At 67.7% G+C, this 25,869-nt stretch carries 26 protein-coding genes; 21 read left to right on the top strand and 5 right to left on the bottom strand.

Features of this window, described 5'->3' with window-relative positions:
* Position 1: 1 nt before the first annotated feature.
* The 8 genes from HMPREF3113_RS17365 (at position 2) to HMPREF3113_RS17400 (ending at position 8,321) form a co-directional block, all read left to right on the top strand.
* Complete coding sequence (locus HMPREF3113_RS17365; RefSeq protein WP_070474351.1) at positions 2 to 1,282, top strand: NAD(P)/FAD-dependent oxidoreductase; 1,281 nt, start codon at positions 2 to 4, stop codon at positions 1,280 to 1,282.
* Positions 1,279 to 2,046: a DUF1365 domain-containing protein gene (locus HMPREF3113_RS17370; RefSeq protein ID WP_070474354.1), complete on the top strand. Its 768-nt coding sequence runs from the start codon at positions 1,279 to 1,281 to the stop codon at positions 2,044 to 2,046. The genes HMPREF3113_RS17365 and HMPREF3113_RS17370 overlap by 4 nt, the downstream gene beginning before the upstream one ends.
* The gene (locus HMPREF3113_RS17375; RefSeq protein ID WP_070474357.1) at positions 2,043 to 3,299 is read left to right on the top strand and encodes an SAM-dependent methyltransferase; all 1,257 of its coding nucleotides are present in this window, start codon (positions 2,043 to 2,045) and stop codon (positions 3,297 to 3,299) included. The genes HMPREF3113_RS17370 and HMPREF3113_RS17375 overlap by 4 nt, the downstream gene beginning before the upstream one ends.
* A gap of 1 nt (position 3,300) precedes the next feature.
* A complete protein-coding gene (locus HMPREF3113_RS17380; RefSeq protein ID WP_070474363.1) occupies positions 3,301 to 3,858 on the top strand; it encodes a DUF2878 domain-containing protein in 558 nt (185 codons plus the stop codon).
* Positions 3,855 to 4,652: a DUF1295 domain-containing protein gene (locus HMPREF3113_RS17385; protein ID WP_070474366.1), complete on the top strand. Its 798-nt coding sequence runs from the start codon at positions 3,855 to 3,857 to the stop codon at positions 4,650 to 4,652. Before HMPREF3113_RS17380 ends, HMPREF3113_RS17385 begins: the two co-directional genes overlap by 4 nt.
* Positions 4,649 to 5,722 (top strand): cyclopropane-fatty-acyl-phospholipid synthase family protein, encoded by a 1,074-nt coding sequence (locus HMPREF3113_RS17390; protein WP_046272309.1) that lies wholly within the window; start codon positions 4,649 to 4,651, stop codon positions 5,720 to 5,722. The genes HMPREF3113_RS17385 and HMPREF3113_RS17390 overlap by 4 nt, the downstream gene beginning before the upstream one ends.
* Before the next feature lie 28 nt (positions 5,723 to 5,750).
* On the top strand, positions 5,751 to 6,287 hold the full coding sequence (locus HMPREF3113_RS17395; RefSeq protein ID WP_070474369.1) for a lipocalin family protein: 537 nt from the start codon (positions 5,751 to 5,753) through the stop codon (positions 6,285 to 6,287).
* Positions 6,288 to 6,431: 144 nt separating this feature from the next.
* Positions 6,432 to 8,321, top strand: a complete 1,890-nt coding sequence (locus HMPREF3113_RS17400) for a patatin-like phospholipase family protein (protein ID WP_139146402.1) — start codon at positions 6,432 to 6,434, stop codon at positions 8,319 to 8,321.
* Between the two features lie 154 nt (positions 8,322 to 8,475).
* On the opposite strand, the gene HMPREF3113_RS17405 is transcribed toward HMPREF3113_RS17400, so the two are convergent.
* Positions 8,476 to 9,846 carry a helix-turn-helix domain-containing protein gene (locus HMPREF3113_RS17405; protein WP_254665323.1) on the bottom strand — a complete coding sequence of 457 codons (1,371 nt, stop codon included), beginning with the start codon at positions 9,844 to 9,846 and terminating at the stop codon, positions 8,476 to 8,478.
* Positions 9,847 to 9,957: 111 nt separating this feature from the next.
* Between HMPREF3113_RS17405 and HMPREF3113_RS17410 the strand changes: the two genes are divergently transcribed.
* The 5 genes from HMPREF3113_RS17410 to mmsB are packed head-to-tail and all read left to right on the top strand — an operon-like array spanning position 9,958 to position 15,508.
* A complete protein-coding gene (locus tag HMPREF3113_RS17410) occupies positions 9,958 to 11,463 on the top strand; it encodes a CoA-acylating methylmalonate-semialdehyde dehydrogenase (protein WP_070474373.1) in 1,506 nt (501 codons plus the stop codon).
* Positions 11,464 to 11,488: 25 nt separating this feature from the next.
* The gene (locus HMPREF3113_RS17415) at positions 11,489 to 12,655 is read left to right on the top strand and encodes an acyl-CoA dehydrogenase family protein (protein WP_070474374.1); all 1,167 of its coding nucleotides are present in this window, start codon (positions 11,489 to 11,491) and stop codon (positions 12,653 to 12,655) included.
* A complete protein-coding gene (locus HMPREF3113_RS17420) occupies positions 12,652 to 13,449 on the top strand; it encodes an enoyl-CoA hydratase (protein ID WP_070474375.1) in 798 nt (265 codons plus the stop codon). The genes HMPREF3113_RS17415 and HMPREF3113_RS17420 overlap by 4 nt, the downstream gene beginning before the upstream one ends.
* On the top strand, positions 13,446 to 14,621 hold the full coding sequence (locus tag HMPREF3113_RS17425; RefSeq protein WP_070474376.1) for an enoyl-CoA hydratase/isomerase family protein: 1,176 nt from the start codon (positions 13,446 to 13,448) through the stop codon (positions 14,619 to 14,621). The genes HMPREF3113_RS17420 and HMPREF3113_RS17425 overlap by 4 nt, the downstream gene beginning before the upstream one ends.
* Entirely contained in the window at positions 14,618 to 15,508 is an 891-nt protein-coding gene (gene mmsB / locus HMPREF3113_RS17430) for a 3-hydroxyisobutyrate dehydrogenase (protein WP_070474377.1), read from the top strand. The genes HMPREF3113_RS17425 and mmsB overlap by 4 nt, the downstream gene beginning before the upstream one ends.
* 186 nt (positions 15,509 to 15,694) lie before the next feature.
* Here mmsB and HMPREF3113_RS17435 read toward each other — a convergent pair whose 3' ends face one another.
* Entirely contained in the window at positions 15,695 to 16,120 is a 426-nt protein-coding gene (locus HMPREF3113_RS17435; RefSeq protein WP_070474379.1) for an organic hydroperoxide resistance protein, read from the bottom strand.
* Positions 16,121 to 16,231: 111 nt separating this feature from the next.
* Between HMPREF3113_RS17435 and HMPREF3113_RS17440 the strand changes: the two genes are divergently transcribed.
* Positions 16,232 to 17,068 (top strand): AraC family transcriptional regulator, encoded by an 837-nt coding sequence (locus HMPREF3113_RS17440; RefSeq protein WP_070474380.1) that lies wholly within the window; start codon positions 16,232 to 16,234, stop codon positions 17,066 to 17,068.
* A 21-nt stretch (positions 17,069 to 17,089) separates the two neighbouring features.
* Here HMPREF3113_RS17440 and HMPREF3113_RS17445 read toward each other — a convergent pair whose 3' ends face one another.
* Complete coding sequence (locus HMPREF3113_RS17445; protein ID WP_070474381.1) at positions 17,090 to 18,046, bottom strand: cation diffusion facilitator family transporter; 957 nt, start codon at positions 18,044 to 18,046, stop codon at positions 17,090 to 17,092.
* Between the two features lie 169 nt (positions 18,047 to 18,215).
* Here HMPREF3113_RS17445 and dusA point away from each other — a divergent pair, with 169 nt between their 5' ends.
* From dusA to HMPREF3113_RS17465, 4 genes are all read left to right on the top strand, one after another.
* Positions 18,216 to 19,232 carry a tRNA dihydrouridine(20/20a) synthase DusA gene (dusA, locus tag HMPREF3113_RS17450; protein WP_070474383.1) on the top strand — a complete coding sequence of 339 codons (1,017 nt, stop codon included), beginning with the start codon at positions 18,216 to 18,218 and terminating at the stop codon, positions 19,230 to 19,232.
* A gap of 212 nt (positions 19,233 to 19,444) precedes the next feature.
* Positions 19,445 to 19,813, top strand: a complete 369-nt coding sequence (locus HMPREF3113_RS17455; RefSeq protein ID WP_046272358.1) for a hypothetical protein — start codon at positions 19,445 to 19,447, stop codon at positions 19,811 to 19,813.
* 77 nt (positions 19,814 to 19,890) lie between these two features.
* Complete coding sequence (locus tag HMPREF3113_RS17460) at positions 19,891 to 20,574, top strand: response regulator transcription factor (protein WP_019185514.1); 684 nt, start codon at positions 19,891 to 19,893, stop codon at positions 20,572 to 20,574.
* Between the two features lie 20 nt (positions 20,575 to 20,594).
* Complete coding sequence (locus HMPREF3113_RS17465) at positions 20,595 to 22,019, top strand: ATP-binding protein (RefSeq protein ID WP_070474511.1); 1,425 nt, start codon at positions 20,595 to 20,597, stop codon at positions 22,017 to 22,019.
* Between the two features lie 116 nt (positions 22,020 to 22,135).
* Here the strand turns inward: HMPREF3113_RS17465 and HMPREF3113_RS17470 are convergent, their stop codons facing one another.
* Both HMPREF3113_RS17470 and HMPREF3113_RS17475 read right to left on the bottom strand, forming a co-directional pair.
* The gene (locus tag HMPREF3113_RS17470; protein WP_070474386.1) at positions 22,136 to 22,921 is read right to left on the bottom strand and encodes a M90 family metallopeptidase; all 786 of its coding nucleotides are present in this window, start codon (positions 22,919 to 22,921) and stop codon (positions 22,136 to 22,138) included.
* Entirely contained in the window at positions 22,888 to 23,163 is a 276-nt protein-coding gene (locus HMPREF3113_RS17475) for a hypothetical protein (RefSeq protein WP_070474515.1), read from the bottom strand. Before HMPREF3113_RS17475 ends, HMPREF3113_RS17470 begins: the two co-directional genes overlap by 34 nt.
* A 129-nt stretch (positions 23,164 to 23,292) precedes the next feature.
* On the opposite strand from HMPREF3113_RS17475, the gene birA reads away from it, so the two are divergent.
* Genes birA through HMPREF3113_RS17490 form a run of 3 tightly spaced genes read left to right on the top strand, consistent with a single transcriptional unit; the run spans position 23,293 to position 25,850 of the window.
* Positions 23,293 to 24,258 (top strand): bifunctional biotin--[acetyl-CoA-carboxylase] ligase/biotin operon repressor BirA, encoded by a 966-nt coding sequence (gene birA / locus HMPREF3113_RS17480; protein ID WP_070474518.1) that lies wholly within the window; start codon positions 23,293 to 23,295, stop codon positions 24,256 to 24,258.
* Positions 24,255 to 24,992: a type III pantothenate kinase gene (locus HMPREF3113_RS17485; RefSeq protein ID WP_070426420.1), complete on the top strand. Its 738-nt coding sequence runs from the start codon at positions 24,255 to 24,257 to the stop codon at positions 24,990 to 24,992. Before birA ends, HMPREF3113_RS17485 begins: the two co-directional genes overlap by 4 nt.
* Positions 24,993 to 25,001: 9 nt before the next feature.
* On the top strand, positions 25,002 to 25,850 hold the full coding sequence (locus tag HMPREF3113_RS17490) for an SPOR domain-containing protein (protein WP_070474388.1): 849 nt from the start codon (positions 25,002 to 25,004) through the stop codon (positions 25,848 to 25,850).
* The last annotated feature ends 19 nt before the right edge of the window (positions 25,851 to 25,869 follow it).

A 25,869-nucleotide genomic window follows, 5' to 3' on the forward strand; every position in this document is an offset into this window, starting at 1 on the left:
CATGCGTATCGCCGTGATTGGATCGGGTATCGCCGGCCTCGCCAGTGCGTGGTGGCTGAGCCAGCAGCATGAAGTGACGCTGTTCGAGGCCAATGACTACCTTGGGGGCCACACCCATACGCATGAGGTGGAGGTCGATGGCCGCACGCACGCGGTGGACACCGGCTTCATCGTGTTCAACCCCGCGCACTACCCGTTGCTGACCGGCCTGTTCGAGGAACTGGGCGTGGCCTCGCAGCCGACCACGATGAGCTTCTCGGTGCACAGCGAACGCAGCGGGCTGGAGTACAACGCCACCTCGCTGGACACGCTGTTCTGCCAGCGCCGCAACCTGGTGTCGCCGCGCTTCTGGGGCATGCTGCGCGACCTGCGCCGGTTCTACCGCGAGGCGCCGGCGCTGCTTGCGCGCGACGATGAAGGTCCCTCGCTGGGCGAGTTCCTGGACAAGGGCCGTTACGGCCGCACCTTCATCGACGAACACCTGCTGCCGATGGCCTCGGCGCTGTGGTCGTCGCCGACGGCCAGCCTGGCCGCCTTCCCGGCGCGCTACCTGGTGCAGTTCATGGCCAACCACCAGATGCTGCAGATGACCGGGCGCGCGCCGTGGCGGGTGGTGCAGGGTGGTTCGGCACGGTACATCGATGCGCTGCGCAGCCGCTGGCAGGTCCGCGAGCGGCTGGAGTGTCCCGTGTTCGGGGTGGAGCGCCACGAGCATGGCGTGCGCGTGCACAGCGCTGCCGGGCTGGAAGGCTTCGACCAGCTGGTGCTGGCCTGCCACAGCGACCAGGCCCTGGCCTTGCTGTCCGATGCCGATCTCACCGAGCGCGCGGTACTGGGTGCGATCCGCTACCAGCCCAACGAGGTGGTGCTGCATACCGATGCAAGTCTGTTGCCGCGTGACCGCAAGGCCTGGGCGGCCTGGAATGCGCATGTGCCGCGCGATCCGCTGGCGCCGTGCACGGTGAGCTACTGCATGAACCTGCTGCAGGGCATCGATACGCCCACGCCGCTGGTGGTTACCCTCAACCGCAGCGAGGCGGTCGATCCGGCCACCGTGCTGCGCCGCCTGCAGTATGCCCATCCCGTGCACGACCACGCGATGGTGCGGGCGCAGCAGCGCTGGACGGAAATCCAGGGCCATCGCCGGACCTGGTTCGCCGGTGCGTACTGGGGCTGGGGCTTCCACGAGGATGGCATCCGCAGTGCCCGCCGCGTGGTCGATGCATTGCAGGCGTTGGATGCCGAGTCCTACTGGCCGCTGGCCGAGGCACTGCCGGCATGACCGCCAGTGCGATCTATCGCGGCTGGATGCGCCATCGGCGGCACGCGCCGCACGCGCACGCGTTCGGCTACCCGATCGCGCAGCTGCTGCTGGACCTGGACGAACTGCCGCGCCTGTTCGAGCGGCGCTGGCTGTGGTCGGTGGGTCGCCGCAACGTGGTCGAGTTCCGCCGCAGCGACTATCTCGGTGCGCCCGATCAGCCGCTGGTCGATGCCGTACGTGCACGCATCACCGAGGCACTGGGCCACGCGCCCGCCGGGCCGATCCGCCTGCTGACGCATCCGCGGTATGCCGGCCACGTGTTCAATCCGGTGAGCTTCTATTACTGCTATGCCGCCGACGGCACGACGCTGGACAGCATCGTGGCGGAGATCACCAACACGCCCTGGAAGGAGCGCCACGCCTACGTGCTGCCGGTGGCGCAGGCCGATGCCCAGGGCCGCGCGCTGTGCTGGTCGTTCGACAAGCAGTTCCACGTGTCGCCCTTCATGCAGATGGACTGCGAGTACCGCTGGCGCTTCACCGCGCCCGGCGAGGACCTGCACGTGCACATGCAGGTCTGGCGCGAAGGGACGTGCCAGTTCGATGCCGATCTGGTGATGCAGCGCCATCCGCTCACCGGGCGCGGCCTGGCCGGCGTGCTGCTGCGCTACCCGCTGATGACCCTCAAGGTGGTGGCCGCGATCCACTGGCAGGCGCTTCGCCTGTGGCTCAAGCGCAACCCCGTCCATGACCACCCTTCTCTTGCCGGAAAATCCCCATGAACGACATGACCCGTGCGGTGGCCCTGCCGCAGCCGTCCGCCCTTGAAGGGTTCCTGCGTGGGCGCCTGTTGGCTCAGCTCGCCCCGCTGCGTGGCGGCCATCTGCGCCTGCGCGATGCGCTCGGTGATGTGGTGATCGGTGATCCACAGGCCACGCCACAGGTGACGGTGTGGGTGGATGACCCGGCCTTCTATCGCGCAGTGGCTGCGCAGGGCAGTGTGGGCGCAGGCGAGGCGTACATCCGTGGCGACTGGCGCTGCGATGATCTGGTCGCGCTGGTGCGGCTGCTGGTGCGCAACCGGGATCTGCTCGATGGCATGGAGGGCGGGCCGGCGCGTGTCGGTGGCTGGTTGCTGAAGGGCTGGAACCGGCTGCGCCGCAATACGCGCGAAGGCAGCCGCCGCAACATCGCGGCGCACTACGATCTGGGCAATCCGTTTTTCTCGCTGTTCCTGTCTCCGGACCTGATGTACTCCTCGGCGCTGTATGCGAGCCCGGACGACACGCTGGAGGCGGCCTCCGAGCGCAAACTCGCGCGCATCTGCGAGCAGCTGCAGCTCACCGCCACCGATCGCGTGGTCGAGATCGGCACCGGCTGGGGCGGCTTCGCGCTGTACGCGGCGCGGCACATCGGTTGCCACGTCACCACCACCACCATCTCGGTCGAGCAGTACACGCTGGCCCGGCAGCGGGTGGAGGCGGCCGGGCTGCAGGACAAGGTGACCCTGCTGCTCAAGGACTACCGCGATATGGAGGGCCAGTACGACAAGCTGGTCTCCATCGAGATGATCGAGGCGATCGGCGCGCAGTACCTGGACACCTACTTCGCCACGCTCACCCGGTTGCTCAAGGACGATGGCCTGGCGCTGCTGCAGGCCATCACCATCGAAGACCAGCGCTACGAGCAGGCCCGGCGCAGCGTCGACTACATCAAGCGCTTCGTGTTTCCCGGCAGTTTCATTCCGTCGATCAACGCGATCGTCGCCGCCAAGACCCGCAGCAGCGACCTGCAGTTGATCGGCCAGCATGATTTCGGCCCGTCCTATGCGCTGACCCTGCGTGCCTGGCGCCAGCGCTTCCTGGCCCAGTTGCCCGCGGTACGCGCACAGGGCTTCGATGCATCCTTCATCCGCCTGTGGGAGTTCTATCTGGCCTACTGCGAGGGGGGCTTCCTGGAGCGCTCCATCGGCGTCTCGCACCTGCTGATGGCGCGTCCGGGCTACCGGCCCGCGCTGATTGCCGGGGAAGGCTGAAGTGACACGATTCTGGGCCAACGTGATCGGCAACCAGCTGGTGTGGCTGTGCGCCGTGATCGGTGCCGGCCACGGGCTGCGCTGGCCGGCGCTGGTGGCGGCTGCTGCCTACGTGGGCAGCCAGCTGGCGTTGTCGGCGCAGCCGTCGGTGGAGCTCAGGCTCATGCTGGTGGCGATCGGGTGCGGCCTGCTCGTGGATGGGCTGGCGGGTGCGTCCGGGTGGGTGACCTACGCGGCTGCCAATGAGCGCGCGTGGATCGCACCGGTCTGGATTCTGGCCCTGTGGGCCGCCTTCGCGATGACGCTGACGGTGTCGTTCGCGGTGCTGCAGCGGCATCTCATTGCCGCCGCGCTGGTCGGCCTGCTGCTGGCGCCGCTGGCGTATCTGTCCGCTGCGCGCGGTTGGTCCTCGGTGGTGTTCGCCACACCGCAGTGGCACGGCGTGCTGCTGCTCGGCCTCGGCTGGGCGGTCGCGCTGCCGCTGCTGGCCGCCTGCGCCCGCCATTGGCAGGGCCGCACGGCCCCCTTGAACACACTCACTCCTGGAGAGACACGATGAAGATGCTGTGGGTGGTGTGGCTATATGCCGCCGTGATCATGACCTGGGGCTGGTGGTGGCAACGCCGGCATCAGAACATCGGCGTGGTCGATGTGCTCTGGGCCAAGGGCGTCGGCGCGTCGGCCCTGTTGCTGGCCCTGCTCGGCGATGGTGCGGCGATGCCACGGATCGCACTGGCGGTACTGGGTGGCCTGTGGGGATCACGCCTGGCGCTGCACCTGTGGCACCGGGTGCGCAGCGAACCCGAGGATGGACGCTACCAGCACCTGCGCAGGCACTGGAACGGCCACCAGGGAAAGATCTTCGGCTTCTTCCAGTTCCAGGCCCTGCTGATCGTGCTGTTCGCGCTGCCGTTCGTGGCCGTGTCGGTCAATCCGCAACCGCAGGGCTGGGGCTGGCTGATCGCGGCAATGGCGATGTGGCTGCTGAGCGTGAGCGGTGAATCCATCGCCGACCGCCAGCTGGCGCGCTTCCGCGCGAATCCCGCGAACAAGGGCAAGACCTGTCGTGACGGTCTGTGGCGCTACTCGCGGCACCCCAACTATTTCTTCGAGTGGCTGCACTGGTTCACTTACGTGCTGCTGGCCGTGCAGTCGCCGCTGTGGTGGCTGGCGTGGTCGGGCCCGTTGGTGATGTACGTGTTCCTGCGCTGGGTCAGCGGCATTCCCTTCACCGAGGCGCAGGCGCTGCGCTCGCGCGGTGAGGATTACCGCGAGTACCAGCGCACCACGCCGATGCTGTTCCCGTGGTTCCCCTTCCGTTCGTCGCATGCCCGCAAGGAGTCTTCACCGTGAATGTCGCCAGTGACCAACTGCCCCTGCCGGACTACGCACCGGGCCTGACCGGCCTGGCCGAACGTGGGCTCGTGCCCGATGCGCTGTTGCGGCTGGGCATCCGCCGCCAGTGCGAGCAACGCCTGCGCGAAGAGCTTGCCGGTGGCCAGCAGGTCCAGTCGCAGCGCTTTGCCGCGCGTATTGCCGGGCTGGCCAGCAGCGCGGTGGCGCTGCACGTGGATGCGGCCAATCGCCAGCACTACGAAGTGCCGGCCGCGTTCTTCCATCGCTGCCTGGGCAAGCGCCTGAAGTACAGCAGCTGCTATTACGCCACGGGCAGCGAAACGCTGGACGAGGCCGAAGAGGCGATGCTCGCGTTGTACGGTGAGCGCGCGCAGCTGGCCGATGGACAGCACATCCTGGAGCTGGGCTGCGGCTGGGGGTCGCTGACGCTCTGGATGGCCGAGCGCTACCCGAACGCGCAGATCACCGCTGTCTCCAACTCCAACAGCCAGCGCGAGTACATCCTGGGCCAGTGCCGCGCGCGTGGCCTGATCAACGTCACCGTGCTGACCCGTGACGTGAACCATCTGATGCTGGATGCGGAGACCTTCGACCGCTGTGTCTCCATCGAGATGTTCGAGCACATGCGCAACTACCCGCAGCTGCTGCAGCGCATCCACCGCTGGCTGCGCCCCGAGGGCAAGCTGTTTGTGCATATCTTCGTGCACCGCACGCTGATGTACCCGTTCGAAACCGAGGGCGATGACAACTGGATGGGCCGCCATTTCTTCACTGGTGGCCTGATGCCGGCGGCCGATACGCTGCTGTTCTTCCAGCAGCACCTGCAGCTGCAGCAGCGCTGGCTGCTCGATGGCACCCACTACGAGCGCACCGCCAATCACTGGCTGGCCAACCAGGATCGCGAGAAAGAGGCGGTGATGGCCGTGCTGCGCCAGACCTACGGCGATGCTTCGGCCGCGCTGTGGCATCAGCGCTGGCGCATGTTCTGGATGGCCTGCGCGGAACTGTTCGGCTATCAGCAGGGCCAGCAGTGGCAGGTGGCCCATTACCTGTTCAACCGTCCGTGATCACCCCACGTTCCTGGAGGAAGCCGTCATGTCGATCCGCGCTCTCATTCCCCTGCTGGCTGTCGGCATGATGCTCGGCGGCTGCAGTGGCAACACCCGTCCGATCCCGCCGGTGGCGCACGTGGACGTGCCGCGCTTCATGGGCGACTGGTATGTGATCGCGCATATCCCCAGCCGGCCCGAGCGCGAGGCGTTCGACGCAGTTGAATCCTACGCACTGCGTCCGGATGGCCGCATCCAGACCACCTTCCGCTATCGCAAGGGCAGCTTCCAAGCGCCGGTCAAGACCATGCACCCGGTCGGGACGGTCAAGGACGGCACGGGCGGCGCGGTCTGGGGCATGCAGTTCATCTGGCCGATCCAGGCCGAGTACGTGATCGTCTACCTGGACGCGGAGTACCAACAGACCATCGTCGGCCGCAGCAAGCGCGACTACATGTGGCTGATGGCCCGCACCCCGACCATCTCCGACGCGGACTACCAGGCGGCGATGACCCGGGTCGCCGCGCTGGGCTATGACCTCTCCCAGGTGCGGCGCGTGCCGCAGTCCGGCAAGGCCGAATAGGCCGTTCCGTGCCGCGCTTCTCAGGCCCTGAGAAGCGCACGGGCGATACTGTCGCCATCGACCTCTTTGGCCCCTGCATCGTTGCGGGGGCAGGCGGGGAGGGTGTGCGGATCGGCCGCGCACGGGCGGACAGAGGACGGCAACGTGGCGGACAAGTACTGCGATCTGGTCATGAAGGGCGGCATCACCAGCGGCATCGTGTATCCCAACGCGGTGCTGTCGCTGGCCCGCGAGTACCGCTTCAAGAGCATCGGCGGCACCTCGGCCGGCGCCATTGCCGCTGCCGTGGCCGCTGCAGCGGCGCTGGGTGACCGGCGACGCCAGGCCGGTGAGCCGGTGGCCGCGGCGGTAGGCTTTCCGGGGCTGGCCGGGGTATCGGCGCAGTTGTCCCGGCAGGGCTTCATCCACAGCCTGTTCCAGCCGGCGTATGGCGCGCGTACCGCGTACCGCCTGCTGGTGATGCTGACCGGCAAGGCTGGCCTGCTGCGCAAGATTGCCTGCCTGCTCGCCGCGGTATTCGCGATCGCACCGCTGGAACTGCTGGTCTCACTGGCGGGCCTGCTCGGCATCGGTTACCTCGCCGGGGGCATCGACGGCATCTGGGCGACGCTGCTGCCGTCGTTGCTGTGCGCCTACGGCGCTGGCGTGCTGGCCTCGGCACTGCGCGTGGCGCGCGTGGCACGGCGTAACCTGCTTGGCCTGTGCAATGGCAGCACCCAGCCGAACGCTTCCGGACCGGCGCTGACGGATTGGCTGCACACCCAGCTGCAGGCATTGGCCGGCAAGCCGGACGAGCAGCCATTGACCTTCGGCGACCTGCATGCCGCACCACGTTATCCCGGCGAGCCCAGTGGCGCGCACGCGATCACGCTGCAGATGATCACCACCTGCGTCTCCCACACCGAACCACGCACGCTGCCGTTCAATGCGGCGCACTTCTGGTTCCTGCGCGAGGAGTTCGCGCAGTTGTTCCCGGCCAGCGTGGTCGACTGGCTGGTCGCGCGCGCCGGCACTCCCGAACACGTCGATGGGCGCGACTACTACCGCCTGGTCGATGGCGAGGACCTGCCGGTGCTGGTGGCCACGCGCATGAGCCTGAGCTTCCCACTACTCATCAGCGCAGTGCCGCTGCACGAGCCGGCCCGGCGCGAGCGTCGCTGCGAGCCGGTCGCCGATGCCGAGCCCCGACGCGACAACACCAACGTCGCCGACAGCATGGAAGGGCTCACCAGTGGTGGCCAGAGCTGTGGCCCGGTGATCGCCGCGTTCCGTGTGTGCTGGTTCTCCGATGGCGGGATCAGCAGCAACTTTCCGATCCACCTGTTCGACGCCGCGCTGCCGCGCTGGCCGACCTTCGGCATCAATCTGGTGTATCCGCGTCACGCCGAGGCGGTCGGCGTGCTGGCCCACGGTGATACGCATGCGCGGGCGGAGCAGGCGGTTTTCCTGCCGACCGAGAACCGCCATGGCTGGCAGCGCACCTACCATTCCATCGCGCAGCCGCTGGCCGCCGCGGAAATGTCCGGCTTTCTCTTTTCGATCGTCTCGACCATGCAGAACTGGCGCGATGTGCTGCAGGCCCGCGCGCCGGGCTACCGTGACCGCATCGTGCATGTGGCGCTGGAGGGCGACGAGGGCGGCATGAACCTGGACATGCCACAGGCCGTGCTCAGCCGCATCGCCGACAAGGGCAGCATCGCCGGCGAGCGCTTCTGCGATTTCTCCTTCGCCAACCATTACTGGATCCGCTGGCGCAATCTGGCCTCGGCCTACCAGCGCTACACGCTGGATGTGGCGCGCACCGATGACCCTGCACAACGCGTGGCGGCATACGAAGCGGCGTATCAAAGTGTGGCCACCGGCATGCCGGTGCCGCCGTCCTACCGATTGAGTTCGGAAGACAAACGGCGCGAATCGCAGCAGCTGTGGCGGCACATGGTCGAGCAGGGCCAGACCTGGGAAGACCTCGGGCCGGACCTCACCGACGGCGCACCGCGCCCGCTGCCGCAGATGAAGGTCACGCCAATCTACTGAGTCGGCGATGGACCGCATCCCGATCCGACCTGCCCGCCGTTGGTCGGCTTCCAGCTAAACGTCACATGACCGGTAGAGCCGACCGTCGGTCGGCTGCTCTTCGCAACGGTGCCAACACTCGCGGCATCGGACGCACGTCGACCAACGGTCGACGCTACCCGCGTCCCGGTAGCTGCGGGAACGCGCGCTGCATGCAGTCTTCGCGCGGGCACACCCGGCAGCCCGGGCCGATCGAGACCGAGTTGCCCGGGCTCTGGATATCCAGCCCACGTGTGTAGATCAACCGCTCGGCATGCTGCAGATCGCAGCCCAGCGCCACGGCGAAGGTCTTGCGTGGCTGGCCATGCCCGATCGGGCCGCTGCTCACCTGCCGCGCCAGCCAGAAGTGGCGGCGCCCGTCCGGCATGCGCGCGGTCTGGGTCAGCACGCGGCCTGGCTGGTTGAAGGCTTCGTACACGATCCACAGCGGGCACGAGCCGCCCACCTGTGAGAAGTGGAAGTCGGTGGCCGAGTGCCGCTTGGACACATTCCCCGCGCGGTCCACGCGGATGAAGAAGAACGGAAGGCCGGGCGCGCTGCGCCGGGCCAGCGTGCTCAAGCGATGGCAGACCGCCTCGAAGCCCACGCCGAAGCGATGGGCAAGCGCATCGATGTCATACGCGCTGTGCTCGGCGGCACGCAGGAACTGCGCGTACGGCATCACCAGCGCGCCGGCGAAGTAGTTGGACATGCCGATCCGCGCCTGGGCGATCTGCTCCGCTTCGCCGAAGCCCGCGCGTGCGATCACCGCATCGATCTGCGCGGCGTAGCCAAGCAGGGCGAGTTCGGCGGCCATCTGGAACGCCTGCTGGCCCGGTTCGAGGTAATCGGGCAGCCACAGGGTGCGGCTGCCGCCATCGTAGACGCGCTTCTCGCGGCCAGCCTGCAGCGGCCCCACTTCCACCAGCACGCCATGGCGGTCGGCCAGCAACTGGCGCAGGCGCGGCGCAACATGCCCGGCCACCAGCCCCCATTCGCTGAACAACTGCTCGGCCAGGTCGTCCAGCTCGGGGATGTGGTTGTGCATGCGGTTGAAGAAGTCACGTACCTGGTCGCCCGCGGGCAGCGCCTGCCCGGCATCCACATCGCCCAGCTGGAACTCCAGCGCGGCGGCATGCTCGCGCAGCATCAGGTGGCGGCGGTGCAGGTCGAGCAGGGCGCGGCTGATCTGCGGCAGGTTGCCGGCCATGGCGCGCAGCTCGGTGCTGCTGACATCGGCCAGGCCCAGATCGCGCAGGGTCTCGCCCAGCGATTCCTGCAGCGCGCCGGGGTCATCGACCTCGAACAGTTCACTGACGTCACCCAGCACCTCGCGCAGCTTGCCCTGCACCGCCGGGGTCAACGGCCGCTTGTTGCGCTCGATCTGGTTCAGGTAGCTGGCCGACAGCCCCAGGGCCTTGGCCAGCGCCAACTGGCTGTAGCCGCGCTGCTCGCGCAGTTTGAGCAGGCGCAGGCCGAGCTGGCGTTGGACAGGCTGGCTATTCACAGAATTCACAAGAATCGTAGCGGGCATTGGCCAGATTAAGCGCATACAGCCCGGAAATCGAGGGTGGCACTGTGAATAATGCCAACAACTTTCGACCCGCCGGGATTGTCCATGACTGTTGCAGCGCCCCGTATCCGCATGTTGATCGATGGCCAGTTCATCGAATCGGCCAGCTCGCATTGGCAGAACGTGGTCAATCCGGCCACCCAGGACGTCCTGGCCCAGGTCCCGTTTGCCACCCCCGGCGAAGTCGACGCCGCCGTCGCCTCGGCCAAGGAAGCGTTCAAGACCTGGCGCAAGACCCCGATCGGCACCCGTGCGCGCATCTTCCTGAAGTACCAGCAGCTGATCCGCGAGAACATGAGCGAGCTGGCCCACATCCTCAGCGCCGAGCAGGGCAAGACCGTGCCGGATGCCGAAGGCGATGTGTTCCGCGGCCTGGAAGTGGTCGAGCACGCGGCCGCCATCGGCAACCTGCAGCTGGGCGAGCTGGCCAACAACGTGGCCAACGGCGTAGATACGTACACCCTTCTGCAGCCGCTCGGCGTCTGCGCGGGCATCACCCCGTTCAACTTCCCGGCGATGATTCCGCTGTGGATGTTCCCGATGGCGATCGCCACCGGCAATACCTTCATCCTCAAGCCGTCCGAACAGGACCCGATGGTCACCATGCGCCTGGTCGAACTGGCGCTGGAAGCGGGTATCCCCAAGGGCGTGCTGAACGTCGTGCACGGTGGCGAAGACGTGGTCAACGCGATCTGCGATCACCCGGACATTAAGGCGGTTTCGTTCGTCGGTTCCACCCGCGTCGGCACCCACGTGTACAACCGTGCCTCGCTGGCCGGCAAGCGCGTGCAGTGCATGATGGGCGCCAAGAACCACGCCGTGGTGCTGCCGGACGCCAACAAGGAACAGAGCCTCAATGCGATGGTCGGTGCCGCCTTCGGTGCGGCCGGCCAGCGCTGCATGGCCGCCTCCACCCTGGTGCTGGTCGGCGAAGCACGCGAGTGGGTGCCGGACCTGGTGGCCAAGGCCAAGACGCTGAAGGTCAGCGGCGGCAGTGTCGCCGGTACCGATGTCGGTCCGGTGATCTCCTGCGCCGCGCGTGAGCGTGTCGAAGGCCTGATCGCCTCGGGCGTGGAGCAGGGCGCCAAGCTGGTGCTCGATGGCCGCAACCCGCAGGTCGATGGCTTCGAGAAGGGCAACTTCGTTGGTCCGACCATCTTCGCCGGCGTGACGCCGGGGATGCGCGTGTACGACGAGGAAATCTTCGGGCCGGTGCTGGTGATCCTGGAAGCGGACACCCTGGAAGATGCCATCGCACTGATCAACGCCAACCCCAACGGCAACGGCACCGCGCTGTTCACCCAGTCCGGCGCGGCCGCCCGCAAGTTCCAGGAAGACATCGACGTCGGCCAGGTCGGCATCAACGTGCCGATCCCGGTGCCGGTGCCGCTGTTCTCGTTCACCGGCTCGCGTGCCTCCAAGCTCGGCGACCTGGGCCCGTACGGCAAGCAGGTGGTGATGTTCTACACCCAGACCAAGACCATCACCTCGCGCTGGTTCGATGACGAGACGCTGGGTCATGGCGTCAACACCACCATCAGCCTGAAGTAAGCAACCGCAACAACGGAGTTCGACCATGAGCCACTCGATGACGACGGAACTCGACGAAGCGCAGCAGGCCTATAGAGAGGCAGCGCGTGACTTCGCCCAGGCCGAACTGGCGCCGCACGCCGCGCGATGGGATGCGGAGGGCATCTTTCCGCGCGAGGCGATCGCCAAGGCAGGGGAACTCGGGTTCTGTGGGTTGTACATGGACCCCGAGGTCGGCGGCAGCGGCTTGAGCCGTCTGGACGCCGCCGTCGTCATCGAGGAGCTCGCCAATGTGGATCCGTCCACGGCGGCCTATGTCAGCATCCACAACATGGCGTCGTGGATGGTGGCCAAGTGGGGCCAGGAGAGTCTTCGTGCCGAATGGGGTGCAGACCTCTCGTCCGGTACCAAGTTGGCCTCGTACTGCCTGACCGAGCCGGGTGCCGGCTCGGACGCAGCCTCGCTGAAAACCAGCGCGGTGCGTGACGGTGATCACTACGTATTGAACGGCTCCAAGGCCTTCATCTCCGGCGCCGGTGCCACCGAGCTGCTGGTGGTGATGGCGCGTACGGGCGGTCCAGGCGCGGGTGGCATCAGCGCGATCGCGGTACCGGCCGATCTGCCGGGCATCAGCTACGGCCGCAAGGAAGAGAAGATGGGCTGGAACAGCCAGCCGACCCGCGGCATCGCGTTCGAGAACGTGCGCGTGCCGGTCAGCCATCTGCTCGGCGAGGAAGGCAGTGGTTTCAAGCTGGCCATGAAGGGTTTGGACGGCGGCCGCATCAACATCGCCGCCTGTTCTCTGGGCGCTGCCCAGGGCGCACTGGATGCCGCCCGCCGCTACATGGGCGAGCGCCGTCAGTTCGGCAAGGCGCTGTCCGAGTTCCAGGCGCTGCAGTTCAAGCTGGCCGACATGGCCACCCAGCTGGTCGCCGCACGGCAGATGGTGCACACCGCCGCGCGCAAGCTCGATGCCGGTGCCAGCGATGCCAACGTGTGGTGCGCGATGGCCAAGCGCTTCGCCACCGATGCCGGCTTCAACATCTGCAACGACGCGCTGCAGATCCACGGCGGCTACGGCTACATCCGTGAATACCCGATTGAACGGCTGCTGCGCGATTCGCGCGTGCACCAGATCCTGGAGGGCACCAACGAGATCATGCGTGTGATCGTGGCCCGCCACCTGCTCAACACTGAAGAGGAACTGCGATGATGGAGTGGCGCCAGCATGATCATGTCGGCCTGAAGGTCGAGGCCGATGGCCACGTCGCGGTCATCACCCTCAACAACCCGCCGGCGCATACCTGGACCGTGCACAGCCTGTCCGCGCTGCGCGATCTGGTCGGCGCGCTCAACGCAGACCGCGATATCTACGCGTTGGTGATCACCGGCGATGGCGAGAAGTTCTTCTCCGCCGGTGCCGACCTCAAGCAGTTCGCCTCCGGCGACAAGGCGGCCGCCCGCGAAGCCGCACGTCGCTTCGGCGAAGCCTTTGAAGCGCTGTCCGGGTTCCGTGGCGTGTCCATCGCCGCGATCAACGGCTACGCGATGGGCGGCGGTCTGGAATGCGCGCTGGCCTGCGACCTGCGCATCATCGAAGAACACGCCCAGGTGGCGCTGCCGGAGGCCTCCGTCGGCCTGCTGCCATGCGCCGGTGGCACCCAGAACCTGCCGCGTCTGGTCGGCGAAGGCTGGGCCAAGCGCATGATCCTGCTCGGCGAGCGCATCGATGCGGACACTGCACTGCGTATCGGCCTGGTCGAAGAGAAGGTCGGCAAGGGTGAAGCCAAGGCGCTGGCCCTGGCATGGGCGCACAAGGCGGGCAAGCAGAGCCCGACCAGCATCGCCGCGTGCAAGACGCTGGTGCAGGCCACCCGTACCGGTACCCACGCCTCGGCGCTGGTGGCCGAGCGCGAGGCCTTCGTCGATCTGTTCGACAGCGCCGACCAGGCCGAAGGCGTGAACGCCTTCCTGGAAAAGCGCGCCGCACAGTGGAAGAACGCATGAGCACCGCCGTCGCCAGCGACGAGGCACCGGTGCTGTTCGAAGAGCGCGCCGCCGCCAATGGCACGCGCATCGGCATCGCCACGCTCAACGCAGCGCGCACCCTCAACGGGTTCTCGCTTCCGATGGCGCACCTGCTGCGCGAGCGGCTGGAGGCCTGGGCCGTTGATGACGGCATTGCGCTGGTCGTGCTGCAGGGCGCGGGCGAAAAAGCCTTCTGCGCCGGCGGCGACCTGCACAGCCTGTACCGCAGCATGGTCGACTACCGCGAGAGCGGAAAGACCGACATCCGCGACAACGCCTACGCCGCTGAATTCTTCGACGTGGAGTACCGCGTCGACTACGCGATCCACACCTATCCCAAGCCGATCCTGTGCTGGGGCCATGGCATCGTCATGGGCGGTGGTATCGGCCTGATGTCCGGCGCCAGCCACCGTGTGGTCAGCGAGCGCTCCAAGCTGGCGTTCCCGGAAATCACCGTCGGCCTGTTCCCGGACGTGGGCGGCAGCTGGCTGCTGCCGCGCGTGCCCGGCCACGGCGGCCTGTTCCTGGCCCTGACCGGTGCACCGCTCAACGCCGGCGATGCGATCTACGCCGGCCTGGCCGATATCCACATCGCCGAGGCACAGCGCGAGACCGTGTTCAACGCGCTGGCGGACGTGCACTGGAGCCGCGAGGCCAAGCGCAACCACGAACAACTGACCGCGCTGCTGCAGCAGCACGCCAGCGATGCGGCCACCGGCCCGCTGCTGCGCAATGCCGCCACCGTGGATGCGCTGTGCGCCGGTGACGACGTTGGCGCGATCGTCGAGGCGATCCTTGCCCTGGAGACCGAGGATGCTTGGCTGAAGACCGCGCAGGCCACACTCGCCGCCGGTGCACCCGGCTCGGCGCGGCTCGCGTTCGAGCTGCAGCACTTGGCCGAGGGCGCCTCGTTGGCCGAGGTCTACCGCATCGAATACATCGCAGCCCTGCACGCGGCCGCGCATGGTGACTTCGCCGAAGGCATCCGCGCGTTGCTGATCGACAAGGACCGCAACCCGCAGTGGCAGCCGCGCACCCTGGCGGACGCCACAACCGAGTGGGCCCGCACCTTCTTCGTTTCGCCGTGGTCCGATGCCGCGCATCCGCTGGCCGACCTTGGTGCCACCGTCCCTGAAAGGAGCCACGCATGAGCCGTATTGCATTCATCGGGTTGGGCAACATGGGTGGCCCGATGGCCGCCAACCTGGCCAAGGCTGGTCACGCCGTGCGCGTGTTCGATCTGGTGCCCGCCGCTGTGCAGGCCGCCGTCGATGCCGGCGCCACCGCCGCCAGCTCGGCGCTGGATACGCTGACCGACGCCGAGATCGTCATCTCGATGCTGCCCGCCAGCCGCCACGTGGAAGGCGTCTACCTCGGTGACGATGGCCTGCTCGGCGATATCCCGGGTGGCGCACTGATCATCGATTGCAGCACGATCGCCCCGGCCACCGCCCGCAAGGTCGCCGAAGCCGCCGCGGCGCGCGGCCTGCAGATGTTGGATGCCCCGGTCTCCGGCGGCACGGCGGGTGCGCAGGCTGGCACGCTGACCTTCATCGTCGGTGGTGAAGCCGAGGCACTGGAGCGTGCGCGCCCGCTGCTGCAGGCGATGGGCAAGAACATCTTCCACGTTGGTGCCAGCGGTGCTGGCCAGGTCGCCAAGCTGTGCAACAACATGGCGCTGGGCGTGATCATGGCGGTGACCGGTGAATCGATCGCGCTGGGCGTCGCACACGGGCTGGACCCGAAGGTGCTCTCGCAGATGATGGCGGTCAGTACCGGCCGCAGCTGGGCAACCGAAGTGTGCAACCCGTGGCCCGGCGTGCTGGAAAACGCCCCGGCCTCGCGCGGCTACAGCGGCGGTTTCGGCAGCGACCTGATGCTCAAGGACATGGGCCTGGCGGTGGAAGCGGCGATGAGCGTCGGCGCCTCGATCCCGCTGGGCGAGCTGGCGCGCAACCTGTATTCGATGAATCACCAGGCCGGTCGCGGCAAGCTGGATTTCTCCAGCGTGGTGCAGCTGATCACGCACGACAAGTAGCGGGTAGTGCCGTCCGCTGGCCGGCAACGTCACTATCGACACCGGCGACATCCGGCTTCACCGGTAGGCAACGACCGTTGGTCTTTGCAACAGAACAAGATGCATCCCATGGGTACGCCCACGGGATCCACCGCGGTGGGATGGGCGGTTGCCAGACGATCAAGTCAGGCAGCCGCCCATTTTTTTTCAGACCACCGTCAGCGTCACGTCGATGTTGCCGCGGGTCGCGTTGGAGTACGGGCACACGATGTGGGCCTTCTGCACCAGTTCTTCGACCTGCTCGCGCGGCAGGCCCGGAACCGAAATCTCCAGCGCCACTTCGATGCCGAAGCCGGTCGGGATCTGGCCGATGCCGACCTTGCCGGTGATCTGCGTTTCAGCCGGCAGAGCGACCTTGGCCTGACCGGCCACATACTTCAGCGCGCCCAGGAAGCAGGCCGAGTAACCGGCGGCGAACAGCTGCTCCGGGTTGGTGCCCGGGCCGCCCGCACCGCCCAGCTCGCGCGGGGTGGAGAGCTGGATGTCCAGCACGTTGTCGGAAGAGACGGCGCGGCCGTCGCGGCCGCCGTTGGCAGTGGCCTGGGCGGTGTACAGAACGTTGGCAATGGGCATGGGAATCTCCTGCGGAGTGAAAGGGGTGGGCCAGATGGCAGGTGTACTTTGCGCGCCTGAGTCGTACTTATGGCAACATTTCGTCCAGAAAACTTGATCTAGAGTCCGCCAATGGTCGATCGACTGCAATCCCTGCTGGACCGCTTCGCGGTGTCGGCCGAGGTGTTCCACGCCGGCGCGCTATGCGGCATCAACGATCTGCCGGGCGATGGCGAGCGTGGCCAACTGCATCTGATCCGCGAGGGCGATGTGCGCGTCGAGCATCCGGACGGCAGCGTGCTGCAGATCACCACGCCCAGCGTACTGCTGTACCCGCGCCCGCTCGCGCACCGCTTCGTCACCGATGCCACGCGGGGCGCGGATTTCGCGTGCGCCAACCTGCAGTTCGAAGGGGGCGCCAACAACCCGGTCGCCGCTGCGCTGCCGCCGATCGTGTGCCTGCCGCTGGAGGGCTTGTACGGCGGCCAGCCGGTGCTGTCACTGCTGTTCGAAGAAGCCTTCGCGCAGCGCTGCGGCCGCCAGGCGCTGCTGGATCGTCTGTTTGAAGTGGTGCTGATCCAGATCCTGCGCGCGCTGATGGAGAGTGGCCAGATCCGCGTCGGCCTGCTCGCCGGCATGGCCCATCCGCGTCTGCGCCACGCGCTGGTGGCGATGCATGAAGCGCCCGCCGACGAGTGGACGCTGGAGTCGCTCGCGCAGCGCGCCGGCATGTCACGCAGCGCCTTCGCCGACAGCTTCCGCGACACCATCGGCAGTACGCCCGGTCATTACCTGCAGGGCTGGCGCACCCGCCTGGTGCAGCAGGCGCTGCGCCGCGGCCAGCCGCTCAAGCGCATCGCCATCGATGTGGGCTACGGCAGCGAAGCGGCGTTGTCGCGCGCGTTCAAGGCGCAGACCGGGCAGTCGCCGCGGCAGTGGAAGCAGGGCAGCGCGGGAACCGAGCGATAGGACGATGCCCGTTGGCCTCGCTCAGATCGCCCACTCCCGATCCGTGGTGAACATGATGGTCAGCCAGCGGTCCGGCGACTCCTCACCCAGCGCCTCGCCGATCTCGTCGCGCAGCCGGTCCCACTCGATCAGCGCCCGCGGCGGATCATCGGCGCGCACCACGAAGAACAGTTCGATCTGCTCACCGCGCCCGACCTTGGCCACGTAACTGCGGTACTCCAGGAAACCGTGCCGGGCCACGATGGCGCGCGCCACCTCGTCCACGTGCGTCTGCAGATCCAGCGGCGTGATCAGCAAAATGTCCGACAGTGCTTGGCGCACCGTGCCCATCGGCGCCACCACCACGAACAGGCAGACCACCAGCAGGATCGCCGGATCGATGTATGGGACCAGCCACGCCCACGGCGTGCCGCCCAGCACATAGCCGCCGACGAAGGCGACCAGATACGCCGCCGACATGCTGGCCGCGACGACCCAGTTCTTGGCATCCAGGGCAATGAAGTCCGAGCCGATCGACCGGTTCGCCCGGCGCACGAACAGCGCCAGGCCGGTTTCGGCCACGATCGAAATCACCGCGAACAGGATTGCCGGCCCCAGCGCGATCTCGCGTCCGCCGGACATCAGGGCGTCCACCGCATTGACCGCCGCGTACAGCGCCGCGCCGATCATCAACGTGCCGCTGACCCCGAGCACGATCGGCTCCAGGTGCCAGAAACCCATGGTGAAGCGCTGGTTCAAGCGCGACTGCAGGGTATCGACGTGGGTCGACAGGCTGATCAGGCGCACCACCAGCAGCGACAGCCAGGTCATCACCACGTCGATCAGCCCGTAGATCCCGTCGAAGATGATCAGCGAGGAGTTGGCCAACAGGCCGAACGCCACGGCCGCGGCGGCCATCGCCAGGGAGGCGGCGATCGACAGGCGCAGGACGCCTTGCTCGGTGGTGGGGTCGAAGCTGGGCAGACGGAGCGCGGGCATGGATGCTTGGGAGGGACGTGCAGGGCTGCATTGTCTACCGCCGTCGTTGCAGGCGGGTACTCCGCGCGCGATCCGGCCGCCGGCTGCACCCTCGGGCAGCGTTCATGGGAAGGGGGTAAACTATTGATTGCGCTGGCATTGCCAGTGAATTCAGACAGCCCCGCGCCCCATGACCCAGCCGATCACCGACGCCGCCGCGCGTTACGCCGCCTCCCTGCGCCTGTCCGTCGCCCCAATGATGGACTGGACGGACCGCCATTGCCGGTACTTCCATCGGTTGCTGGCACCGGGCGCACGGCTGTACACCGAGATGGTGCACGCCAACGCGGTGATCCATGGCGACCGCGAGCGCCTGCTCGGCTTCGACGGCAGCGAGCATCCGCTGGCCCTGCAGCTGGGCGGCAGCGATCCGGGCCTGCTGGCCCAGGCTGCGCGTATCGCGCAGGAATGGGGCTACGACGAGGTCAACCTCAACTGCGGCTGCCCGTCCGACCGCGTGCAGGCCGGCCGCTTCGGTGCCTGCCTGATGCGCGAGCCGGCGCTGGTCGCCGAGTGCGTGGGCGCGATGGTTGCCGCGGTGGACATTCCGGTCACGGTGAAATGTCGCTTGGGCGTAGATGACGACAACGACTACGAAAACTTCGTCAACTTCGTCGATCAATCGGCCAACGCCGGGAGTGCGATGTTCGTGGTACATGCCCGCAACGCGTGGCTGAAGGGCCTGTCGCCCAAGGAAAACCGCGAAGTGCCGCCGCTGCGGTACGACTGGGCGCACCGCCTCAAGACCGACCGCCCGCAGCTGCAGATCGTCCTCAACGGCGGCTTGGCCACGATCGAGGCGGCGCAGGCCCAGCTGCCGGCCCTGGACGGGGTGATGCTGGGCCGTGCGGCCTACCACGATCCCTACGTGCTGCATCAGCTCGAGGCCGCCCAGACCGGCGCCGCGCTGCAACCTCGCGAAGCCCTGCTGCGCGCGATGCAGCCCTACATCGAGGCCCGGCTGGCCGCCGGGCTGGCCCTCAAGCACATCACCCGCCACCTGCTGGGCCTGTTCCATGGGCAGCCAGGTGGGCGCGCTTTCCGCCAGATCCTGAGCGAGGGCTCGCACCGGGTCGGGGCCGACTGGAGCCTGATCGAGCAGGCACTGGCAGTGACCCGGGCGCAGGCCGAACGCGTCGCCGCGTGAGCCGCGTCACCTTGTCGGCTTGACAAGTATCCCGCTTTGACCGCCAATGTTCACTTATATGAACGGCGCGGGGAGGCGGCAGGAAAAGTTCAGATCGGATTCACTGGCTAAAACCAAGAATTCGCTAAAGATTCGTAAAGCGCCGGCCCAGGCTGGCGGTTGCCGATTCACAACTTTTGAACGTTTAGCCGCGCTCCGCTAGGATCAGACCGATGTTCTCCGTGACCCGCCACCGCCGCATTGCCGCCTTCGCCCTGTTGGCGACGGGCGCCGCTGCCTCCAGCAGTGCGTGGGCACAGATGCCACCGCCGGAAGCGGCCCGTGCCGAGATGATGCGCACGGCCGAACGTGGTGGCCCGCAGGAGCGCTCGCTGTCCGACGCGGTGCGTCGGGTGCAACGTACTACCGGTGGACACATCCTCGGCGCCGAGCGCGTGCCCTTCGATGGGCGCGATATCAACCGGGTGAAGTACATGGATGATCGCGGTCGCGTCCGCTATATGGACGATCCGGCGACATCGCGTTCACAGCCCCGCACGCCGCGCTCGGATATGTCATCACTACGCGGCGATAACCCCTGAACAGGGATAGTTGTCCGCAGTCATCTGCATTACCCACTGGCCCCATGGGGCCATACCCAGGACACTAGGGAGAGTTCATGCGTATCCTTCTGGTCGAAGACGAAGCCCCGCTGCGGGAAACACTGGCAGCCCGGCTCAAGCGCGAAGGCTTTGCCGTCGATGCTGCGCAGGACGGTGAGGAAGGTCTGTACATGGGCCGCGAAGTACCGTTCGACGTCGGCATCATCGATCTGGGCCTGCCCAAGATGTCGGGCATGGAACTGATCAAGGCGCTGCGCGACGAGGGCAAGAAGTTCCCCGTGCTCATCCTGACCGCGCGCTCAAGCTGGCAGGACAAGGTCGAGGGCCTCAAGCAGGGCGCCGACGATTACCTGGTCAAGCCGTTCCACGTGGAAGAGCTGCTGGCCCGCGTCAATGCGCTGCTGCGCCGCGCCGCCGGCTGGAGCAAGCCGACGCTGGAATGCGGCCCGGTCGCGCTGGATCTTGCCGCGCAGACGGTCAGCGTCAACGGCAGCAATGTGGACCTCACCAGCTACGAGTACAAAGTGCTCGAGTACCTGATGATGCATGCCGGTGAACTGGTCTCCAAGGCCGACCTCACCGAACACATCTACCAGCAGGATTTCGACCGCGACTCGAACGTGCTGGAGGTCTTCATCGGCCGCCTGCGCAAGAAGCTCGATGCCGACGGCGAACTCAAGCCGATCGAAACCGTGCGTGGCCGCGGTTACCGCTTCGCCATTCCGCGCAACGAAGGCTGAGCTGCGGCTGGCGATAGATGATGTCCGGCCGTCTGTGGTTCTTTAAACGCTGGCGGCCGCGCTCACTGCAGGCGCGCCAGCTGCTGGCCGCCTCGGTGGGCCTGGTGGCCTTCCTGGCCCTGGCCGGCTACGCGCTGGACGCCGCCTTCGCCGATACCGCGAAGGCCAACCTGCGCGAGCGCCTCAAGAACTACGCCACCGCCTACGCGGCCGGCATCGACTTCACCCGCGACCGCTCGCTGTACATCCGCGAGCAGCCGCCGGATCCGCGCTTTGATGTTCCCGGCAGCGGCCTCTATCTGCAGGTCGTGATGCCCGACGGCAAGGGCAACTCCATGTCCGCCGAAGGCCCGATGCTTCCTACCGTGGGCGGCGGCATGCTGGCCCCGCGCCAGGAAGTCTTCGAAGGCCCGTTGCCGATGATCCAGATCGACGGCAGCGAGGGCTCGGCCTACCGCTATGGCATGGGCCTGGTCTGGGATGCCGACGCCGACCCGGCCACCGAGTTCCCGTACACGATCTACGTGCTCGAAGACTCGCGCGCGCTCGGCGCACAGCTGCGCGTATTCCGCGGGCGCGTGTGGTTCTACCTCGGCGGCATCGGTCTGATCCTGCTGCTGCTGCAGACGGTCATTCTGCAGTGGAGCCTGCGCCCGATGCGGCGCGTGATCAATGAGCTGACCAAGGTCCAGCGCGGTGAAACCGAGCGCATGAGCGAACGCCATCCGCGCGAGCTGGAGCCGCTGACCGACAGCATCAACGCCTTCATCGAGAGCGAGCGAGAGAACCTCGAACGCCAGCGCAACACCCTGGCCGATCTCGCGCACAGCCTGAAAACACCGCTGGCGGTGTTGCGCACGCAGCTCGACAGCGGCGCTCGCGATGAGGATCTGCGAGAAGAGTTCGACGTGCAGCTGCGGCGCATGAACAACCTGGTGTCCTACCAGCTGGCGCGCGCGGCTTCTTCGGGGCACAAGCTGTTCTCCGCCCCGTTGCCGATCGAATCCAACGCCGAAGAAATCGTGCGGGGCCTGGAGAAGGTCTACGCTTCCAAGGGCGTGCTGTGTGAATTCGATATCGACCCGGCCGCGCGTTTCCACGGTGAGCCTGGCGATCTGCAGGAACTGCTCGGCAACCTGCTGGAGAACGCCTTCAAGTGGGCCAAGCGTCGCGTGCTGCTCACCGCGCATCCGTTGCCGGCCCCCGGTGCGCGTCGCGCGGGCCTGGTGCTGTCGGTGGATGACGACGGCCCGGGCATCGCACCGGAAGACATCGCCAAGGTGCTTCAGCGTGGCGTACGTGGCGATGAGCGCGTGCAGGGTCACGGCATCGGCCTGTCGATCGTGCAGGACCTGATCAAGGACTACCGCGGCGAGCTGCAGGTGAAGCGTTCGCCGGAGCTGGGTGGTGCCCGCTTCGAAGTGAAGTTGCCGCCGGGGCCGTAAAGGCTGTACCGACCAGCGGTCGGTACCTACCCGTGGTCTGCAGGGTGCATCATCGATCTGGATCGCCCGGCATTTCCAAGGCGCTGGTGGCCCACGACCGTTGGTCGTGGCGCGCCTCACCGCATCAGCGGTGACGGTCCATAGAACCGCTGCAGATGCCCGGCCACCGCCGGCATCTCACGCGCCAGCAGCGCCGGTGCGGAGAAGTGGTACTCGCTGACCACCGCGAAGAATTCTTCCGGCGCCTCGGACGCGTAGGGGTCGATCAACGTCTGCCGACCGCTGTCCACCTCGGCGCAGAACGTGTCGTAGGCCTGCTGGAAATCCGCTGCCCATTGCGTTTGCCACGCCCGCGGCAACGGCGGCGTGCCGTCGATCGCCCCGTCCAGCGCATCGATCTTGTGCGCCATCTCATGCACGGCCACGCAGAACCCGGCCTCCGGGTCGGCGATGTCGGCCTGGACATCGGCCCACGACAGAATCAGCGGGCCGCTGTCCCAGGATTCGCCGATCAGCGCATCGTCCCATTCGTGCAGCACGCCGGCGGCATCCACATGGCTGCGGTGCACGCGGAACGCGTCCGGATAGACGATCAGCTGCGACCAGCCACGCAGGCCGATTTCGCCCAGTTCCAGCAACGGCAGGCAGCACAGCGCGGCCAACAGCACGCCGTCGGCCTCATCGAGCTGCAGTTCGGCGGCCGGGCTGATCGTCTTCTCGTGGAGGAAGCGGGCGGCGAGGGCGCGCAGGCGCTCGCGGCGGGCTGGGTCCAGCTGCTGCAGCCACGCGGCGCGGCGGCACGTGCGGTCCCAGAGGGTGGGGTCGATCTCGCGTGGCGTGCGGCGCAGCCAGCCCAACAGTCGTTCGATCAGCGGAACATACCCGGCAGGAAGCTGTGCCATTTCGGCGCACGCAGGCGCGGCAGTACGTCGTCATCGCCACCGCCGCCGGTGCTGGTACCGCTGCTGGCGCTGGGCTTGACGGTCGCCGGGGCGGCGGCCGCTGAGGCCGACGCGGGCGCACTACGCTCGTTCTCGCTGCCCGAATAGACACACGCGCCGCGGCCCGCCGTGGTGAGCGCATCGGAAGCGTGCGCGGCCAGCGGGGCCATCAGGAGGAGCAGGCAATGGACGAACGGGCGCATCGTCAACATCCACAGGGCGGGTCAAGTTCTCGATTCTAGCCCGATTCGCCCAAGGGATTGGAAGGCCTCCGGTGGGCGCTGGCGGCGGCTTTCCCGCATACTTTTCCCGTTTACCCGATGGAAGCTGCCGTGGACGACCGCCAACTGCTGGCCAAACTGGGCGCCGGGCGCCTGTCCGGCGACGCGCTGGCGCGCGAAATGGGCCAGACCCGCGCCGCGATTTGGAAGCGGATTCAAGGACTTAGAGCCGCCGGGGTCGATATCGACGGCCGCGCCGGTGACGGCTACCAGTTGCAGCAGCCGCTGGATCTGCTGGACGCCGAGGCCATCCAGGCTGCGCTGCCGGGCCCGGTGTCCGCCGAACTGGCCTCGCTGGAGATCGCCTGGTCGGTGGCGTCAACAAACAGTGAATTGTTGCGCTGCAGCGCGCCGGAGCGCGGGGTGGCGGTGCTCCTGGCCGAGCGCCAGACCCGTGGCCGTGGGCGGCGGGGGCGGGTGTGGGCCTCGCCGTTGGCGGCGCATGTCTACCTCTCAGTATTACGCGGCTTTGCCGGTGGCCTGTCGCGGCTGGGCGGGCTCAGCCTGGTCGCCGGTGTCGCGGTGGCCGAAGCACTGCGCGAGGCGGGCTTCGGCGGTGTCGCGCTGAAGTGGCCGAATGACCTGGTCGTCGATGGCCACAAACTCGGTGGCCTGCTGATCGAAGGCGGCGGTGAATTCGCCGGCCCTGCGCGGGCCGTGATCGGGCTTGGCGTCAACGTACGCATGCCGGCCACCTTCGCGGCGGAGATCACCCAGCCCTGGACCGATCTGGACACGCTGTGTGGCGAACAGACCTCGCGCAATGCCGTGGTCGCGCGCATCCTGGCCGCGCTGCTGCCAGCACTGGACGCGTTCGAGCAGCAGGGCCTGGCGCCGTTCCTGGCCCGCTACGCCGCGCTGGACAGCCTGGCCGGGCGCGAGGTGCAGGTGGAAGAAGGCGGCGTCCTGTTTGCCGGCACGGCACTGGGCCTGGCCGACGACGGAGCACTGCGCGTGGGTATCGACGGCAGCGAACGGGTTTTCCATGCGGGCGAAGTCAGCGTGAGGGCGCAATGAGCGACTGGTTGTTTGACCTGGGCAATTCGCGCTTCAAGTTCGCGCCGCTGCAGGGCGTGCGCGCCGGTGACGTGCAGGCATGGCCGCATGGCGCCGAAGCAATGCCTGCGCTGGCACTGGAGGCGCTGCCCTCGGGCGATACCGCGTATGTCGCCAGCGTCGCAGCGCCGTCGCTGACGGCCGCCATGCTGGATGTGCTGCAGGCCCGCTTCCGCCACGTCCGTGTCGCGCGTACCGAGGCCGAATACGCCGGTGTGCGGATCGCCTACGCCGACCCCAACCGCTTCGGCGTGGACCGTTACCTGGCACTGTTGGCCGTGGCGGCGCGGGGCCAGGCCGTGCTGATCGCCGGGGTGGGCACCGCGCTCACCATTGATCTGCTCGACGCCGATGGCCAGCATCACGGCGGGCGCATTGCCGCCTCGCCGACCACCATGCGCGAAGCGCTGCATGCGCGCGCCGTGCAGTTGCCGGCCGCAGGCGGTGACTACAGTGAGTTCGCCAACGACACCGCCGATGCGCTGGCCTCCGGCTGTGATGGTGCGGCGGTGGCCTTGATTGAACGCAGCCGCATGCAGGGCGGTGAACGCCTCGGCGCGCTGCCGCATCTGCTGGTGCACGGGGGCGGTGCACCGGCGCTGCTGCCGCTGCTCGGCGATGCCGAGTTCCAGCCCTCGCTGGTGCTTGATGGGCTGGCCCGCTGGGCCGTGCACCAACCGCCGTCGGCAGGCTAGGATCAGCCGATGCTTACCCGTGCCCTGATCGTCGTCCTGGTCATCCTCAACCTCGGTGTCGCGCTGTGGTGGCTGCTGCGCGGTGAACCGGTCAGCGCGCCGCCAGCTTCGCCGGTCGGTGTGGCCCAGCTGGAAGTGCTGCCGGCCACGCAGGCGCCGCCGGCTGCTGCAACGCCGCTGGACGCCGCCCCGGCGCTGCAGGACGTCACGCCCGCTTCCGCGCCGGTGGCCCAGCCGCCGGTGCCCACGGCCGCGCCGACCATCGCCGAGCCAGCCGCCGCTGTGGCTGACACGCCTGCACCGGCGCCCGCCACCAGCGTGCCTGCACCGGCCCCGGTGGCGGCAGCTCCGGTACCGGCATCCACACCCGCTCCGATCACCGCAAGCCCCACGCCCGCCCAATGCGTGAGCCTGGGGCCGTTCGCTGACCGCGCTGCCGCCCAGGCCGCCCAGTCACGCGCCGGGGCAGCCCTGCGTGGGGCCAGGCTGCGCGAGGTCGCCGATGCCGGCGCCACCCGTTACCGCGTGCTGCTGCCGCCCGCTGCCAGTCGTGAAGAAGCGCAGGCCACGGTCAAACGCATCGTCGCGGCCGGGGTGAGTGATTACTACATCATTGCCCAGGGCGAAGAGGCCAATGCCATCGCGCTGGGCCAGTACCGTAACCGGGAAGGTGCGGACCGCCGCCTGGCGGCCCTGAGCGCGGCCGGCTTCAAGGCGACCATGGTCGCCAGCGGGGGCGATGGCAGCGCACAGTGGTGGCTGGATGCGACCCTGGCCGATGGCACCGGCGCCGCCGCGGTCCGCCAGCGCACCGGTGCCGCCCAGCAACGCTCGCTGGAATGCACGCGCTTGCGCTAGAATCCCGGCTCCGCGACGG

The sequence above is a fragment of the Stenotrophomonas sp. HMSC10F06 genome, assembly GCF_001807865.1.
In the GTDB taxonomy this organism is placed as follows: domain Bacteria; phylum Pseudomonadota; class Gammaproteobacteria; order Xanthomonadales; family Xanthomonadaceae; genus Stenotrophomonas; species Stenotrophomonas bentonitica_A.